Origin of the sequence: Kribbella sp. (genome assembly GCF_035687465.1) — a bacterium.
GTDB lineage: Bacteria > Actinomycetota > Actinomycetes > Propionibacteriales > Kribbellaceae > Kribbella.
Genome location: NZ_DASRXP010000631.1, coordinates 38524 through 53283, shown reverse-complemented (window position 1 = coordinate 53283; position 14760 = coordinate 38524). Strand labels below are relative to the sequence as shown.

The window sequence follows — 14760 nt, the reverse complement described above, 5'->3', positions numbered from 1 at the left end:
GCGGCCCTTAGGATCAGCCGGGTGGAAAGCCTGGACGACGTCATCGACGCCATGATCGCCGATCGGGTGATCCATCGACACCGCCGCAAATGGCTCATCGCCCTCGCCGTCGTGGTCATCCTGGCCCTGGTGATCCTCGTGTTCGGCGGCTGGAAGAAGCGCACCGGCGCCGCTGTGGACACCGTCGACGCGCCGTACTCGGTGGACGCTTCGCGGTTCGAGTACGGGATCAAGTCGGCGAAGATCGTCCGCACGCCGAAGTCGGAGTACCAGAAGGCCGAGGCGAAGGTGGTGGTCAGCATCGATGCGCTGAACACCGACGAGGAGACCCATGCCAGCGCCCCCATCAGCGGCCGGGACATGCTGCTGGTCGTCGGCGACGGCGAACCGCTGGAGGCGAGCATCCGCTGCAAGAACGAGTTCGGCTACGACCTGGTCTACGGACTGCCCAGGGTCGAGTGCACGGCGGAGTACGACGTGGCTCCGGACTACACCGACACCCACGTCAAGATCGGCGTGATCGGGCAGGCGTACGAAGCCGAGAGTTCACTCGTGTCCGGGGACGATCCGGTGTGGCTGCAGGGGGACGCACTGGTCGTGGTTCAGATGACAGCGACCGTGGAGACTGAGAAGCAGCCGTGAAGATCTATCGCCCGACCACCGTCATCGTCGGTGTCGTCTTCGTCCTGCTCGGCGGCATCCTCCGGCTCGCCGATCCGGCTGAGGTGCTGGACGATTCGAGCCGGCAACTCGTCCGGGGCAGCATCGGCGCTCCGCTCACCGGCAAGGACTTCACCCTGACCGTCACCCGGGTCAAGTTCGCCCAGAAGGTACTGCAGAGCGAGTCCGACGATCCGGATGAAGTCCTCACCACGGAAGGGGTTTTCGTCGCCGTCGAGTTCGAGGTCGCCGGCAGGCATCTCCCGGAGACGATCGGTGACCTCAGTCTCGAGACTGACGGCGGAGCCACCTACGAACCCTTCAGCAGCCCCAGCGCCACCAGCGCCACCGCGCCCGCTCCCGGCTTCACCGAGAGTCAGGCCGCCGTCTTCGAGGTCAACCCCGCGGACCTGGCCGGCCTGACGTTGCGGGTCACGCCGATGCAGTTCATCAGCTACTTCACCACCAACTACGCCATCGATCTCGGGATCCCCTCCGAAGACGTCGCGGCCGACCTGGTCGCCAAGGCTTCGACGGCGACCGGGCAGGAGTACCTCGTGCCGCGTCCACAACTGCGGGTGACTTCATGACCAGGGCTACGAATCTGGCGGCCAGGATCGCCGTCCTGATCGCGTTGGTGGCAGCTGCCGTGTGGTCCATTGTCCAACCGGCTCTCGATGCGGCGGAGAAGAAGAAGGAGACCACGATCACCGAGGTGGTCAGCAGGGGACCGGTCGAGGTCGGCGACATCGAGTGGAAGCTCGAGTCGCTCCGCGTCTACACCCAACTCGCGGACACCGAAGGCAAGAAGGTCGATGTCAACGTCCCGGCCGGCGCCTCGATCGTGGTCGCGATGATGGAGATCAAACCGCTCGACGGGGTGGCCATGAAGAACGACGGTTTCCTCTGCGACACCCAGTTGATGGACGACGAGGACAACATCTGGAAAGAGGCGGACTCGGTCTACGGGCTGACCCTTCCGACCGGTTGCTCCGACGAGGACCACCCTTTGACCCGGGGGAAGGCGACCAAGGTGATGAAGGTGTTCGTCGTACCGTCCAAGTCCGTGCCGCGGCTGGTCGGTCTGATCACGCCGACCATCGGGACGCTCAACCCGGAGAAGCGGGTTCTGATCAGCCTTTGACCGGGGCCAGCTCACCGGTTTCGCCGGCCTCCGCGGTCTGCGTGGTCTGCGTGGTCTGGGCGGCGGCCTCGGCGCGGACGGCGCGGCCGACAGAGATGCACTGGTCGAAGGCCGCCGCGAGCAGAGCCACCCGGAAGGTCTCGAAGACGGTCTCCACGATCAGGGTCGTCAGGTTGGCCGCCGTCGAGTCGAAGAGCGATTGCTGCGGGTCACCGATCAAGCGCTGCACGAAGATGAAGGTCCAGTTGTCCGCCAGGGTGAAGGCCGTGTAGACCATGCAGACGACACCCAGATAGACCGGACCGACGCCGACGAGCAGGCGGAATGCGTTCAGCGTCGGGTAGAACTTCTCCTTCAGCCCGCCCAGTACCAGGTCCGGAGCGCGGCCGGCGATCGCTGCGACCCGTCCGGCCTGGGAGCTCTGGGCCTGCGCACTGAGGCTCCGCTCGAACCGGGTTCCCTTCAGCAGCGCCCCCGCGGACAGTGCCCGGTGCCCGAAGACGACAGTGGTGATCGCCAGCCAGGTCAGCGGCTCGCCGACGCCGTCCTTGAACAACGGCCAGAGGGTCTCCCAGAAGACGCCCCACAACCACTCGATGCCGGCCGGCACCGGGATGTGGATGCCGGAGAACCAGTCGGAGACGGCCTGCCACCGGTCGCTCAGCCCGAGCCAGAACCGGCGGTCCTTGAACCAGCCGGTGATCTTGTCGATCACGATCGGCGTGATGATCAGGGCCAGCAGCAGGAAGAAGGCCTCGCTCCACACCTGGATGAACTTCGCCGGCCGGCTCGGCCAGCGGTCGTCGATCGCCTCCACCACCCGCCGGACCACCAGCAGGATCACGATGGCCGGCAGGAAGTCCTTCCAGGTCCCGTTGTTCACCTGGAGGATGAAGTCTCCGCCGATCCCGTTGACGGCGGTGTACTCCAGTCCCAGCGCCTTGATCCGTTCGTCGAGGAATCCCCAGGCGGAGTAGACGGCGACGATCGGCAGCAGCGTGATCGAGAGCAGTTCCAGCAGTCGTTGCTGAGTGGGATCGATCGTCTCCGTCGTCTCGTCCGTCGCGGCGTCACGCCAGCGGTAGAGCGAGCCGGCCAGCATCCGGATCATCGCGACCAGGACGACCATCTGGAGCAGCACGCCTGCTGAGAACAGGCCGATGCCCAGACTGCGGTGCTGATGCTCGCCGAGCCAGATCGCGGCCAGGATGGAGACACGGAAGCCGAGATAGCCGGCTACGAACCAGGTGACCAACGGCAACAGGTTCCGCCACCACAGCCGGAACGTGTCCGCGATCAGCCGGACAGCCTCACTGAATCCCTCGACGAGCGTACGCATCGGGCCCGATCCTAGGGGAGTCTCCGGGCCAAACCACAAGCCGATCAGCCACTGATCTCAACAGACCTGGACCTAGGTCAGCCGTAGGTGTCTCGGGGGCCTCGGCCGCCTCGGACTGTGCGGGGGCCTTTGCGCCAACTGGGGGCGTTGGGCCCTTGGACGTTGACCCGGGTGACAGTGCCGTCGCCGAGTTCGGCGTTCAGGCGGCGTACCAGGTCTGGGGCGAGCAGGCGGAGTTGGGTGGCCCAGGCGGTGGAGTCGGTGCGGACGGTGAGCTCGGTGTCGGTGTAGCTCTCCGGCTTGCAGTGCTCGGCCATCTCGGGGCCGACGATCGCGGGCCAGCGGGCCATCACGCCGTGCACCGCGACGTCGACCTCCCACCCCTGGTCGCGCATCAGCCGGCCCACGGTCGACGTCAGCAGTTGGGGATCGCGGTCGTCGGGGCGGGCGCCGCTGACCTGCGAACCAGCGGACCGGCGCCATCGCGATTTCCGAGCCGGTTTGACCGGTCCATTTACGGCCGCCATTCCCTTCAGGCGGCCGGCCAACGACTTCGCCAGATCCAGCCCCTGTTTGTCGTGCTCGGGAGCGCTCAACTGCTCCGGCGCATCGTTCGCGCCATCGCTCTCAGAGCCGCTCTCAGAGGAATTCCGGGGTTTCGGCTCGGTTCTGGAGGGCTCGGCGCGGGGTTCCGGCTCGGGCCGATCCGGCACAGGCCGCCTGCCGAACCCGCCGAGCAGGTCCGCGTCCGGACGGAGATCCCCGTCCTCAGGCACGCCGTACCGTTCCGTCTCCGACGTCGAACCGGGCTCCGCGCAGCTCATCCGGTACGTCGGCCCCGACCGCCGCGGTCACCAGGACCTGCTCCGCCGGCGCCACGAGCTCAGCCAGCCGGTTACGCCGTTGCGAGTCGAGTTCGGCGAACACGTCGTCCAGGATCAACACCGGCTCACCCCCGTCCGCCCTCAGCAACTCGTACGACGCCAGCCGCAGCGCGAGCGCGAACGACCAGGACTCACCGTGACTCGCATACCCCTTCGCAGGCAAGTCCCCCAGTCCGAGCACGACATCGTCGCGATGCGGCCCGACCAGCGAGACCCCGCGCTCGAGCTCGTCCGACCGCCGCTCCTGTACTGCGCTCAACAGCACCTCGGCAAGCTGGTCCCTCGACACGACTCCTGGCTCCAACGGCACCGACGACTTGTACTCGAGCCGGGCATCACCCTTGCCTCGGGCAACAGTGTCGTACGAGCCGGAGACCAACGGACGCAGGGATTCCAGCAACTCGAGCCGGGCGGCGAGGAGTTCGGAGCCGGCCCGGACCAGGTGCGAGTCCCACACCTCGAGGGTGCGGAGCTGTCCCTCGACCGAGCCGCCCGAGCGGTTCTGCCGACGGGCCATCGAGGCACTCTTCAGCAGGGAGTTGCGCTGCTTCAGGATGCGGTCGTAGTCCTGCCGGACGCCGGCCAGCCGGGGTGTCCGAAGGGTGAGCAACTCGTCCAGGAAACGGCGGCGTTCGGACGGATCGCCCTTCACCAGGGCGAGATCCTCCGGTGCGAAGAGCACCGTCCGGAGCAGTCCGAGCACTTCCCGCGGCCGAGGAACCGGCGCACGGTTCACCCGGGCCCGATTTGCCCTCCCAGGATTGATTTCAAGCTCGATCACCAGATCGCGCTCGTGGTCGGATTTGACCTCGGTGCGCACGATCGCCCGGGCGGCGCCGGCCCGCACCAGTGGTGCATCGTTCGCCACCCGGTGCGAGCCGAGCGTCGCGGTGTAGTGGATCGCCTCGACCAGGTTGGTCTTGCCGTGGCCGTTCGGTCCGACGAAAGAGGTCACGCCTGGGGTGAGCTGGACCTCCGCCTGCTGGTACGACCGGAAGTCGACGAGTCCCAGGGCGGTGACATACACCTCAGTGCTTGATCGGAGGCGTCGCGTACGACGGGTCCTCGGCACCCTTCACCGCGTGGCCGCCGAACTGGTTCCGCATCGCGGCGATCGCCTTCATCGCGGGGGAGTCCTCCTGCCGCGAGGCGAACCGCGCGAACAGCGAGGCGGCGATGGCCGGCACCGGGACCGCGAGGTCGATCGCCGCCTCGACGGTCCACCGACCCTCGCCCGAGTCGTCGGCGTAGCCGCGGATCTTGGACAGGTGCGGGTCCTCCTCAAGCGCGTTCACCATCAGGTCGAGCAGCCACGACCGGATCACGGTGCCCTCGCGCCACGAGTCGAACGTCTCGGTCACGTTCTCGACCATGTCCGCGGCCTCGAGTAGTTCGTAGCCCTCGGCATAGGCCTGCATGATCGCGTACTCGATGCCGTTGTGGACCATCTTGCTGAAGTGCCCGGCGCCGACCTTGCCGGAGTGCACGAATCCGAACTCGCCCTCGGGCTTGAGAGCGTTGAAGATCGGCATCAGGGTCTGGACCGTCTCGGTCTCCCCGCCGCACATCAGCGCGTAGCCGTTCTCGAGGCCCCAGACGCCGCCGGAAACTCCGCAGTCGACGAAGCGGATGCCCTTCTCCGCCAGCTGAGCGGCCCGCCGGGTGTCGTCGGTCCAGCGGCTGTTGCCGCCGTCGATCACGATGTCACCCTCGGACAGCAGTTCGGCGAGCTCGGTCACGACCGGATCGATCGCCTGCACCGGCACCATCACCCAGACAACCTTCGGCTGGTCGGTCGCCGTCAGTTGGGCGACCATGTCGGCCAGATCCTTGGCGTCCGAGATGGCCTGGTTGTGGTCGAAACCGATGACGGTCAGACCCGCGTTGCGCAGCCGCTCGCGCATGTTGCCGCCCATCTTGCCGAGACCGACAAGGCCGAGCTCCATCGTGAATCCCCTTGTTCTGTTGGCTTATCCCGGTTCCGACCGCCCCAGTCCCGGGGACGGTCAGCTGTTCAGGCGGACCGGCATCAGCACGTACCGGAACTCAGTGATCGGCTCGCCGTCGAAGTCCTTCACACCGGTCAGCTCGGCCGGCTTCGTCGCCTGGGTGAACGCGAGATGCGCCACGGATGTTCCAATCGCGTTCAGGCCGTCCAGCAGGTACGTCGGGTTGAACCCCACCGTCACGGGTTCCCCGACGACGCGAGCCTCGATCGACTCCGACGCCTGGGCCTCGTCGCCGCTGCCCGCGTCGAGCGTGACCGAGTCCTCCGAGAACGTCAGCCGGACCGGCGCGTTCCGCTCGGCCACTAGGGCGACACGCTTGACGGCCTCGACCAGGGTCGCGGTGTCGAGCCGGACCCGGGTGGCGATGGCGGAATCCGTCGGGATGATGCCGCGGACCTTCGGGAACTCGCCGTCGAGCAGCCGGGTGGTGGCACGGCGGTTGCCGCCGGACACCTCGCCCTCGAAGCCGACGATGCCGTCACCGCTGCCAGGCGTTGCCAGGGAGACGATGATGTCGGTCCCGGTCATCGCTTTCGCGGTTTCGGACAGCACTCTGGCCGGGATAAGGGCAGCAGCAGAGGCATCTGGGGATTGCGGGTTCCATTGGAGCTCACGAATCGCCAACCGGTAGCGGTCGGTCGCGAGCAGCGAGATCGTCGAACCCTCGATCTCGACCCGGACGCCGGTCAGGACCGGGAGGGTGTCCTCACGGCCGGCCGCGGTGACGACCTGGCTGACGGCCTGAGCGAAAACGTCACTGCGGACGGTCCCGCTGGCGGCCGGCAGGTCCGGCAAAGCCGGATATTCCTCTGTGGGAAGCGTTTGGAGCGTGAACCGCGAAGTGCCGCAGGTGACCTGCGCCTTCGAGCCGTCCACAGCGAAGTCCACGGGCTGGTTCGGCAGGCTCTTCGAGATGTCGGCGACCAGCCGGCCGGAGATCAGGCACTTCCCGGTGTCCGCCACCTGGGCGGGCACGGTGACGCGGACGGAGGTCTCGTAGTCGAAGCCGGACAGGGTGATCTGTCCTTCCTCCGCTTCGACGAGAAGTCCCGCAAGGATCGGGACGCTGGGACGACTGGGCAAGCTGCGCGCGGCCCAGGCCACCGACTCGGCCAGTACGTCGCGCTCGACGCGAAACTTCACCGCTGGGTGCCTCCTGATTCGGCTGTGTGCCAGGCAGATCCTGCCACGGACAGATGTGATGTGCGCCAACCGGGCTTGACATGGCGGTTCGGGCGGGTCGCGTAGCGGCCGTTCGAGTGCCACCGAGGACAGCCTGACAGGTCCCTCTGACAGTGCTCCGGAAGGGGCCGAAAGTCGAGTTGTCCCCAGGTTGGGTGGCCAGAACCTTTTGTGGACTGGGAACTCTCTACAGATTCCATAGGGTTCTTCGCACCGGTGGATACTGTGGAAAAGCGGTGAGATCGCAGGTCAGACGCCCTTTCACCCTGGGGACCAGGTGTGGACGAAAATCGGCCGGTCTTGGGACGCCTGGTGACGAGGCTCGCGATCCACACAGCGAATCCACAGGCCGGGCCCGAGTGTCCACCGAGATACCCACAGTTATCCACAGGACTTTCCCCAGCCTGTGTGGTTCGCGTGACCGTGTCGTAGCGCTCGGCGTACAGGCTTCTTCGACGCGGTCCGCGGGGTCATTGCTGCTTGGCCTGGTGCTTGATCCGGTTGGTCAGTTCGGTCACCTGGTTGAAGACGCTGCGGCGCTCCGACATCAGTTGCCGGATCTTGCGTTCGGCGTGCATCACGGTGGTGTGGTCGCGGCCGCCGAACTGCTGGCCGATCTTCGGCAGCGACAGATCGGTCAGCTCGCGGCACAGGTACATCGCGATCTGCCGGGCCGTCACCAGCACCCGGCTCCGGCTGGAACCACAGAGGTCGTCGATCGACAACCCGAAGTACGAGGCGGTCTGGCCCATGATCATGCTGGCCGTCACCTCCGGCTTGCTGCCTTCCGGGATCAGGTCCTTCAGCACGATCTCGGCCAGGCTCAGGTCGACCGGCTGCCGGTTCAGGCTGGCGAACGCGGTGACCCGGATCAGCGCACCCTCGAGCTCACGGATGTTCGTCTGCACCTTCGACGCGATGAACTCCAGCACCTCGGGCGGCGCGGTCAGTCGCTCGGTGGCGGCCTTCTTCCGCAGGATCGCGATCCGGGTCTCGAGGTCGGGCGGCTGGATGTCGGTGATCAGGCCCCACTCGAACCTGTTCCGCAGCCGGTCCTCCAGCGCCTCGAGGCGTTTCGGTGCCCGGTCGGAGCTGATCACGATCTGCTTGTTCGCGTTGTGCAGCGTGTTGAAGGTGTGGAAGAACTCTTCCTGGGTCTGGATCTTGCCTTCCAGGAACTGGATGTCGTCGATCAGCAGCACGTCGACATCGCGGTACCGGCGCTGGAACTGCGAGGCCTTGTCGTCCCGGATCGCGTTGATGAAGTCGTTGGTGAACTCTTCGCTCGACACGTATCGGACCCGGGCCCCGGTGTAGAGACTGCGGACGTAGTGACCGATCGCGTGCAGCAGGTGGGTCTTGCCGAGTCCCGAGTCGCCGTAGATCAGCTGCGGGTTGTAGGCCTTGCCCGGTGCCTCGGCGACCGCGACGGCCGCGGCGTGCGCGAACCGGTTCGAGCTGCCGATGACGAAAGTCTCGAAGGTGTACTTCGGGTTGAGCCGGGCTTCACCCTGGGCCTCGGTGGCCGGCCGGGCGGACCCGTTCGGTGGCGGCGCGACCGAGGCGAGCGGCTGACCGATGGCGTCGGGCGCGGACAGCGCCGACTGGGGCGGCTGGTTCTGCTGGAGTCCATGGTTCTGCTGAAGGCCGTGGTTCGGCTGCATCCCCTGGTGCGGTTGCATCCCGTGCAGGCCCTGCGCCGGCTGCTGCAGCGCGGATTCCTGTACCGCGGGTTGGGCCGGCGCGGCTGGTTCTCGGAGTTCCGGGTCGAGTGACGGGTCGACCGTCACCGCGATGCGGATGTCGCGACCGAAGCTCTCGGTGAGGATCCGCTCCAGATCGGGGCGGAGCCGGGTCTCGAGCTGGCCACGGGTGAAGTCGTCCGGAACCGCGACGATCGCCGTGCTCTCGTGCAGGGTGACCGGACGGGAATTCGTCAGCCAGGCCCGCTGGTTGGGTGGCAGTCCGGCGAGGACCCGGGTCCAGGCTTCGTCCAAGTCCTTCACTTCGGCCTTGATTCCTGCATTGGCGGACTGGTCCTCGACCACGCGTTGCTCCCCGAATCCATCGCTGCGGTGGCCGGTGCTTCCCGGGTTCCCCCGGTCAGCGCGACCTTTCGACCCGACACCCTGCGTGCAGCCGGCGGCCACACATCGCAGTTGCTGTTCTCCTCAGCCGGGTTTCCTCATTGTCCACATCGTTGTCCACAGTTGTGAACGAAGCGTGGAGCTGGTTGGTTACCGGTTTCGGGGTGTGGGACCTCTGACGTGAAGGGCTGACGCTAACAAGTCCGGCCGCACCGCTTCAAGCCGTCATCCACAGGCTATGGATGCCAAATTGGGGGCAACCTCCGGCGTGTCGGGTAGACGCCGGAGGGTAGTCGTGGTTCGGGAGTCGCGCTCGGTAGCCAAGACGTCAGGGTGTGACGACGACTCGACACTGGGTTCCGCACGTGTTTCTTCCACAGACCTGTGGAAAACTATGGGGACGGCTGGTTTGACCTGTCCACAGGCGGCCACGTACCGTGGATCGGTCGGTGTTGAGCCGGCCGTTTCGTGCTGCGCTCCCTGCGGGACCATGTTTGTCGGCGGCTAGTTGACTGGGTTTCTTACAGCGGTGTGCAGGACCTGCGCCAAGCGGCAGATCTATCAGTGGATTTGTCGACAAACGTGATCTCGAGTAACCGGAGTCATTCCAGTGAGCAAGCGGACGTTCCAGCCGAACAACCGTCGTCGGCACAAGAAGCACGGCTTCCGTCTTCGGATGCGCACCCGTGCGGGTCGCGCCATCCTCGCGTCCCGTCGTGGCAAGGGCCGTCAGCGCCTGGCGGCCTGAGCCGTCGGGCTGACAGTCCTCCGACGGTGACGACCTCGTGCTACCCGCGTCGAACCGGCTCCGCCGGTCCGACGACTTCCGACTCGCCGTCCGCTCCGGACGACGGGCCGGTCGGCATGCGGTGGTCGTGCACATGCTGTCGCGGTCCGGCGCCGATGGGACCGAGCCCGCTCGTGTCGGATTCGTGGTGAACAAGGCGGTGGGCAATGCGGTTCTGCGGAACCGTGTCCACCGCCGCCTGCGCGCTGTGATGGCTGCGCGGCTCTCCGAACTACCGCCCGGCAGTTTGACCGTCGTGCGGGCTTTGCCGGCGTCGGCCTCGTCGTCGTTCGACGACTTGGCCACCGAGGTCGGCGGCGCGCTGCGGCGCGTGCTGGAGCCACGATGAAGATCGCGCCCGTCAAGTACGGGATCATCGGTTTTCTGAAGCTGTACCGGAAGTTCGTCAGCCCGATGTACGGGCAGGTGTGCCGGTTCTACCCCAGTTGTTCCGCTTACGCTCTGGAAGCGGTCGAACGCCACGGCGCGGTGCGCGGTAGCTGGCTGGCGGCGAGGAGACTCGTCCGCTGCCACCCGTGGAACCCCGGCGGCTACGACCCCGTTCCACCCACAGATGTCGACCAGCGCGGAGACTCCGTTTCCGCCAACCAGCCCGGATCGTCCGTCGACGCCGGGCCTGTGCAGCGAGGTGCTTGAGTGAATCTTCTGGCCATCCCCGAACTTGCGTTGTGGGACGGGATCGTAGACGTTTTCAACGCCGTGATGACTCCGCTGTACTGGGCGGTGTCGGCGCTGCTGGTGGGATGGCACTGGCTGCTGTCACAGGTGTTCGACCCGGACAGCGGGTGGGCCTGGGCGCTCTCGATCGCCGGCCTGACCATCGTCATCCGGACCCTGCTGATCCCGCTCTTCGTGCGGCAGATCCGGTCCAGCCGGAACATGCAGTTGCTGCAGCCGAAGATGAAGGAACTGCAGAAGAAGTACGGCCATGACCGGGAGAAGCTCGGTCAGGAAATGATGAAGCTGTACAAGGAGACGGGCACCAACCCGTTCTCCTCGTGCCTGCCGCTGCTGCTCCAGTCGCCGATCTTCCTGGCCCTGTTCCGCGTGCTCGACTACGCGTCGAAGGGCAAGACGCACAGCAGCATCATGGACCCGCACGTCCAGTCGCTGCAGCACGCGAAGATCTTCGGTGCGGAGATCTCGCAGACCTTCCTGAAGGCGAACGGCCCGGGCGAGAACAACGTCAAGGTCGTCGCGATCGTCCTGATCATCCTGATGACGGCGACGATGTTCACCACCCAGCTGCAGCTGATGCGCAAGAACATGCCGAAGGAGGCCCTCGAGGGCCAGGCGGCGCAGATGCAGAAGATCATGCTCTACGTCTTCCCGGTCTTCTTCCTGATCGGTGGCTTCAACTTCCCGATCGGTGTGCTGATCTACTGGTTCGTCTCGAACCTGTGGACGATGGGCCAGCAGTTCTACGTGATCCGCCGCAACCCGGCACCCGGCACCCCGGCGTTCGACGCGATGGAAACTCGCAAGCGCGAGCACAACAAGCGTGCTGGACGGCCGGCCGATGACGGTCTGGTGACCGCCGACGGCGACACGGACGAGTCCGGTTCGGACCGGCGTCCCGCGAACCGGCAGCAGCCGAAGCGTCAGTCGCGGAGCAACCGGAGGACGGGTGGAGCCGCCGCGGGTGGTGCCACGGACTCGACCCCCGCCGCGAGCGAGGGCAAGACGGAGCAGAAGGCATCGAGCAACGGCCAGCAGGCGACGCCCGCGAAGAAGGCTCCCGCAGCCAAGAAGACGACGGGTGCGAAGCGTCAGCCGGCCGCGAAGTCGCGGGCCCAGCGGACCGCCCAGCAGAAGGCCGCGCAGAAGAAGTCCGGCGGCGGCCGCTCGTAGGTCCGGCAGTCGGCCGGACGCCACCGGCTCTGCCGCTTTCCTGTGCTCTGTAAGACCTGGGTCCCCGTGGGGCGGATCTCGAACTGTGAAGGAGTGGCCGTGAGTGACGGCATGCAGAACCCCGAGTCGGACAAGTCCACCACGGTGCCGAGCGGTGGCGGCGATCGTCTGAAGGCGCTGGAGGCCGAGAGTGACATCGCGGCCGACTACCTGGAGGAACTGCTCGACATCGCCGACCTGGACGGCGACATCGACATGGACATCGACGGCGATCGTGCCGCTGTGTCGATCGTGGGCGCGGACCTGAGCAACCTGGTCGGGGAGAACGGCAAGGTGTTGGAAGCGCTGCAGGAGTTGACCCGGCTGGCGGTTTACCGCGAGACCGGTGAGCGGTCGCGGCTGATGCTCGACGTGTCGAACTACCGCGCGAACCGGAAGGCCGAGCTCGAGCAGGTCGGCCAGAAGGCGGTCGACGAGGTGAAGGCCAGTGGTGCCCCCGTGCGCCTCGACCCGATGACGCCCTTCGAGCGCAAGGTCGTCCACGACGTGGTCGCCGCCGCCGGGCTGACCAGCGAGTCGGAGGGCGAGGAGCCGCGTCGCCGGGTCGTCGTCCAGCCCGCGTGATCGCTGTGTCCTGCTCGTGACGGATGACGTTTCACGTGAAACACCGCCGCTCGTGGAGAAGCTCTATCCACGAGCGGCGGATCGGCTTGCCGCCTTTGCCGACCTGCTGGCGACCGAGGGAACTCTGCGCGGCCTGATCGGTCCGCGCGAGGTGCCACGGCTCTGGGACCGGCACCTTCTGAACTGTGCAGTGCTCGAGCGGCTGATCCCCGAGGAGGCCACGGTCGCCGACATCGGCACCGGGGCCGGACTCCCGGGGATCGTGCTCGCTCTCGTTCGTCCCGATCTCCAGGTGTCGCTCGTCGAGCCGTTGCTCCGACGCACCACTTTCCTCACCGAGGCGGTGGAGAGCCTGAAGTGCACCAACGCCGAGGTCGTCCGCTCGCGCGCCGAGGATCTGACGCCTGCGTCGTACGACGTGGTCGCGTCGCGGGCGGTGGCTCCACTGGCCAAGCTGGCCGCGTGGTGTCTCCCGCTCTGTGTCGAAGGCGGTCTGATGCTGGCCATGAAGGGCGCCTCCGCAGAGGAGGAGTTGGCCGGCGCGGAAGGCGAACTCGAGGCCCTCGGAGCGGAAGAGTGGCACGTCCACCAACTCGGTGTGGATGAACTCGCCCAGCCGACGACGGTCGTGAGTATTGTGGCCGGACGTGCTGCGCGGGGATCCCAGCACAGAAGACGCGGGAGGTGAGCGGGTTCGTGAGTCGTGCCCTCGGATGGCCTGAGAAGAGCACCGGTGAACCCCGGGTGACGCAAGGGATCGGCTGGCCGGCCGAAGGTTCGGCAGCAGTCCGCCTCGTCACCCCCGAACCCGCCGAGCACCCCTCGGCGAACAGCGCTTCATCAACGACGACCGCGGCGTTGAGTGCTGATCCCGTTGTTTCGCTGCCGGTGAGCAGTGAGACTAGAATCGCCACGCTTTCTGATCCCCGGTCTCCTCTGCAGGCGGCCGCCTCGATCGGTCTCGATACGGGACCTCCCGAGGCCGGACTTCCTGAGAGCGACCCGGCGCCTGTTTCACGTGAAACGGTGCCCGCCGAGGCCGCCGAGGAAGACTTCCCCGAGTCACCACGACCTGTGGATGACTACCCCCTGGCAACACCCCCTCACACGGGGATTCATCCACAGAAGCCTGTGGATGAACCTGGGGGCAAACCCGCCCCAACCCCCACAGACATCCTCTTCGGGCCAAGTCCCGCACCTATTGGAATGGGCGCTATGACTGCCGCACAGATCGCCGCGCGGGCCACGTCGGACGAGCTTCAGCGACGCCTACTCGAAACTCCGATCGCCGCCGCCACCGAACGGACCTTGCTGGTGAATGAAGGACGCACGATGGGCCGCGAGTTCCCGCTGCCCGCAGAAACCCGGGTCTTCGTCGTCGCCAACCAGAAGGGTGGCGTCGGCAAGACCACAACCACCGTCAACGTCGCCGCCGGCCTCGCGCTGTACGGCGCGCGGATCCTGGTGATCGACCTGGACCCCCAAGGCAACGCCTCGACGGCCCTCGGGGTCGACCACACCGAAGGCACCCCTGGCATCTACGAGGCCGTGATCGAGGGAGAGCCGCTCGGCAAACTGCTCCATCCGTGCGAGGAGCATCCCGGCATCATGGTGGTCCCGGCCACGATCGACCTGGCCGGCGCCGAGATCGAACTCGTCAGCATCGTGGCTCGTGAGAGCCGGCTGAAGAAGGCGCTCGACGCCCACCTGGCCGAGACCGAGGCCGCGGGCGAGAAGTACGACTACGTCTTCATCGACTGCCCGCCCTCGCTCGGACTCCTCACCGTGAACGCCCTCACCGCCGCGCGCGAGGTGCTGGTCCCGATCCAGGCCGAGTACTACGCGCTCGAGGGCCTGTCCCAACTGCTCCGGCACATCGACATGGTGAAGTCCCACCTGAATCCAGGGCTGGACGTCTCCACCATCCTGCTGACCATGTACGACGCCCGCACGAAGTTGGCCGGCGAAGTGGCAGCGGAGGTCCGCGGCCACTTCCAGGAGGCCGTACTGCGCACCGCCGTACCGCGGTCGGTCCGCATCTCCGAAGCACCGAGCCACGGCCAGACCGTGCTGGCGTACGACCCGGCCTCCGCGGGAGCCCTGTCGTACCTGGAGGCGTCCCGCGAGATCGCCATGCGCAACAACGCCTGACGGTCGCAGTCAGCAGGACCC

At 66.7% G+C, this 14760-nt stretch carries 16 protein-coding genes; 10 read left to right on the top strand and 6 right to left on the bottom strand.

Annotated elements, in window-relative coordinates; all coding sequences use genetic code 11:
* Positions 1 to 21: 21 nt before the first annotated feature.
* Genes VFG33_RS33620 through VFG33_RS33610 form a run of 3 tightly spaced genes read left to right on the top strand, consistent with a single transcriptional unit; the run spans position 22 to position 1804 of the window.
* Positions 22 to 642: a hypothetical protein gene (locus tag VFG33_RS33620; RefSeq protein WP_325057037.1), complete on the top strand. Its 621-nt coding sequence runs from the start codon at positions 22 to 24 to the stop codon at positions 640 to 642.
* Positions 639 to 1250, top strand: coding sequence for a hypothetical protein (locus VFG33_RS33615; protein WP_325057036.1), 612 nt, complete (start codon positions 639 to 641; stop codon positions 1248 to 1250). Before VFG33_RS33620 ends, VFG33_RS33615 begins: the two co-directional genes overlap by 4 nt.
* Positions 1247 to 1804: a hypothetical protein gene (locus tag VFG33_RS33610; protein WP_325057035.1), complete on the top strand. Its 558-nt coding sequence runs from the start codon at positions 1247 to 1249 to the stop codon at positions 1802 to 1804. The genes VFG33_RS33615 and VFG33_RS33610 overlap by 4 nt, the downstream gene beginning before the upstream one ends.
* Here the strand turns inward: VFG33_RS33610 and VFG33_RS33605 are convergent.
* The 6 genes from VFG33_RS33605 to dnaA all read right to left on the bottom strand — a co-directional run bounded on the left by VFG33_RS33605 (position 1794) and on the right by dnaA (position 9266).
* Positions 1794 to 3143, bottom strand: a complete 1350-nt coding sequence (locus tag VFG33_RS33605) for a hypothetical protein (RefSeq protein ID WP_325057034.1) — start codon at positions 3141 to 3143, stop codon at positions 1794 to 1796. The two genes, VFG33_RS33610 and VFG33_RS33605, sit on opposite strands and share 11 nt — an antisense overlap.
* Before the next feature lie 77 nt (positions 3144 to 3220).
* Entirely contained in the window at positions 3221 to 3919 is a 699-nt protein-coding gene (locus tag VFG33_RS33600) for a DciA family protein (protein ID WP_325057033.1), read from the bottom strand.
* Positions 3912 to 5054: a DNA replication/repair protein RecF gene (gene recF / locus VFG33_RS33595; RefSeq protein WP_325057032.1), complete on the bottom strand. Its 1143-nt coding sequence runs from the start codon at positions 5052 to 5054 to the stop codon at positions 3912 to 3914. Before recF ends, VFG33_RS33600 begins: the two co-directional genes overlap by 8 nt.
* A gap of 1 nt (position 5055) precedes the next feature.
* Positions 5056 to 5973 carry a phosphogluconate dehydrogenase (NAD(+)-dependent, decarboxylating) gene (gene gnd, locus VFG33_RS33590; RefSeq protein ID WP_325057031.1) on the bottom strand — a complete coding sequence of 306 codons (918 nt, stop codon included), beginning with the start codon at positions 5971 to 5973 and terminating at the stop codon, positions 5056 to 5058.
* Positions 5974 to 6033: 60 nt separating this feature from the next.
* Positions 6034 to 7179, bottom strand: coding sequence for a DNA polymerase III subunit beta (gene dnaN / locus VFG33_RS33585; protein WP_325057030.1), 1146 nt, complete (start codon positions 7177 to 7179; stop codon positions 6034 to 6036).
* A gap of 509 nt (positions 7180 to 7688) precedes the next feature.
* Positions 7689 to 9266, bottom strand: coding sequence for a chromosomal replication initiator protein DnaA (dnaA, locus tag VFG33_RS33580; RefSeq protein WP_325057029.1), 1578 nt, complete (start codon positions 9264 to 9266; stop codon positions 7689 to 7691).
* Between the two features lie 649 nt (positions 9267 to 9915).
* On the opposite strand from dnaA, the gene rpmH reads away from it, so the two are divergent.
* The 7 genes from rpmH (at position 9916) to VFG33_RS33545 (ending at position 14739) form a co-directional block, all read left to right on the top strand.
* The gene (rpmH, locus tag VFG33_RS33575; RefSeq protein WP_012924626.1) at positions 9916 to 10053 is read left to right on the top strand and encodes a 50S ribosomal protein L34; all 138 of its coding nucleotides are present in this window, start codon (positions 9916 to 9918) and stop codon (positions 10051 to 10053) included.
* A 37-nt stretch (positions 10054 to 10090) separates the two neighbouring features.
* Positions 10091 to 10441, top strand: coding sequence for a ribonuclease P protein component (gene rnpA, locus VFG33_RS33570; RefSeq protein ID WP_325057028.1), 351 nt, complete (start codon positions 10091 to 10093; stop codon positions 10439 to 10441).
* A complete protein-coding gene (gene yidD / locus VFG33_RS33565) occupies positions 10438 to 10749 on the top strand; it encodes a membrane protein insertion efficiency factor YidD (protein WP_325057027.1) in 312 nt (103 codons plus the stop codon). Before rnpA ends, yidD begins: the two co-directional genes overlap by 4 nt.
* Positions 10750 to 11964, top strand: coding sequence for a membrane protein insertase YidC (gene yidC / locus VFG33_RS33560; protein ID WP_414673003.1), 1215 nt, complete (start codon positions 10750 to 10752; stop codon positions 11962 to 11964).
* Between the two features lie 99 nt (positions 11965 to 12063).
* Positions 12064 to 12588: a Jag family protein gene (locus VFG33_RS33555; RefSeq protein WP_524538164.1), complete on the top strand. Its 525-nt coding sequence runs from the start codon at positions 12064 to 12066 to the stop codon at positions 12586 to 12588.
* A gap of 52 nt (positions 12589 to 12640) precedes the next feature.
* Positions 12641 to 13276 carry a 16S rRNA (guanine(527)-N(7))-methyltransferase RsmG gene (gene rsmG / locus VFG33_RS33550; RefSeq protein ID WP_325057026.1) on the top strand — a complete coding sequence of 212 codons (636 nt, stop codon included), beginning with the start codon at positions 12641 to 12643 and terminating at the stop codon, positions 13274 to 13276.
* A 527-nt stretch (positions 13277 to 13803) separates the two neighbouring features.
* Positions 13804 to 14739: a ParA family protein gene (locus tag VFG33_RS33545; protein ID WP_325057025.1), complete on the top strand. Its 936-nt coding sequence runs from the start codon at positions 13804 to 13806 to the stop codon at positions 14737 to 14739.
* Positions 14740 to 14760: the final 21 nt, after the last annotated feature.

Bases quoted from the DNA above. Each gene is read 5' to 3' on its own strand.
- VFG33_RS33545 (WP_325057025.1), top strand. From the start codon at position 13,804: ATGACTGCCGCACAGATCGCCGCGCGGGCCACGTCGGACGAGCTTCAG.
- VFG33_RS33610 (WP_325057035.1), top strand. From the start codon at position 1,247: ATGACCAGGGCTACGAATCTGGCGGCCAGGATCGCCGTCCTGATCGCG.
- gnd (WP_325057031.1), bottom strand. From the start codon at position 5,973: ATGGAGCTCGGCCTTGTCGGTCTCGGCAAGATGGGCGGCAACATGCGC.
- yidD (WP_325057027.1), top strand. From the start codon at position 10,438: ATGAAGATCGCGCCCGTCAAGTACGGGATCATCGGTTTTCTGAAGCTG.
- VFG33_RS33605 (WP_325057034.1), bottom strand. From the start codon at position 3,143: ATGCGTACGCTCGTCGAGGGATTCAGTGAGGCTGTCCGGCTGATCGCG.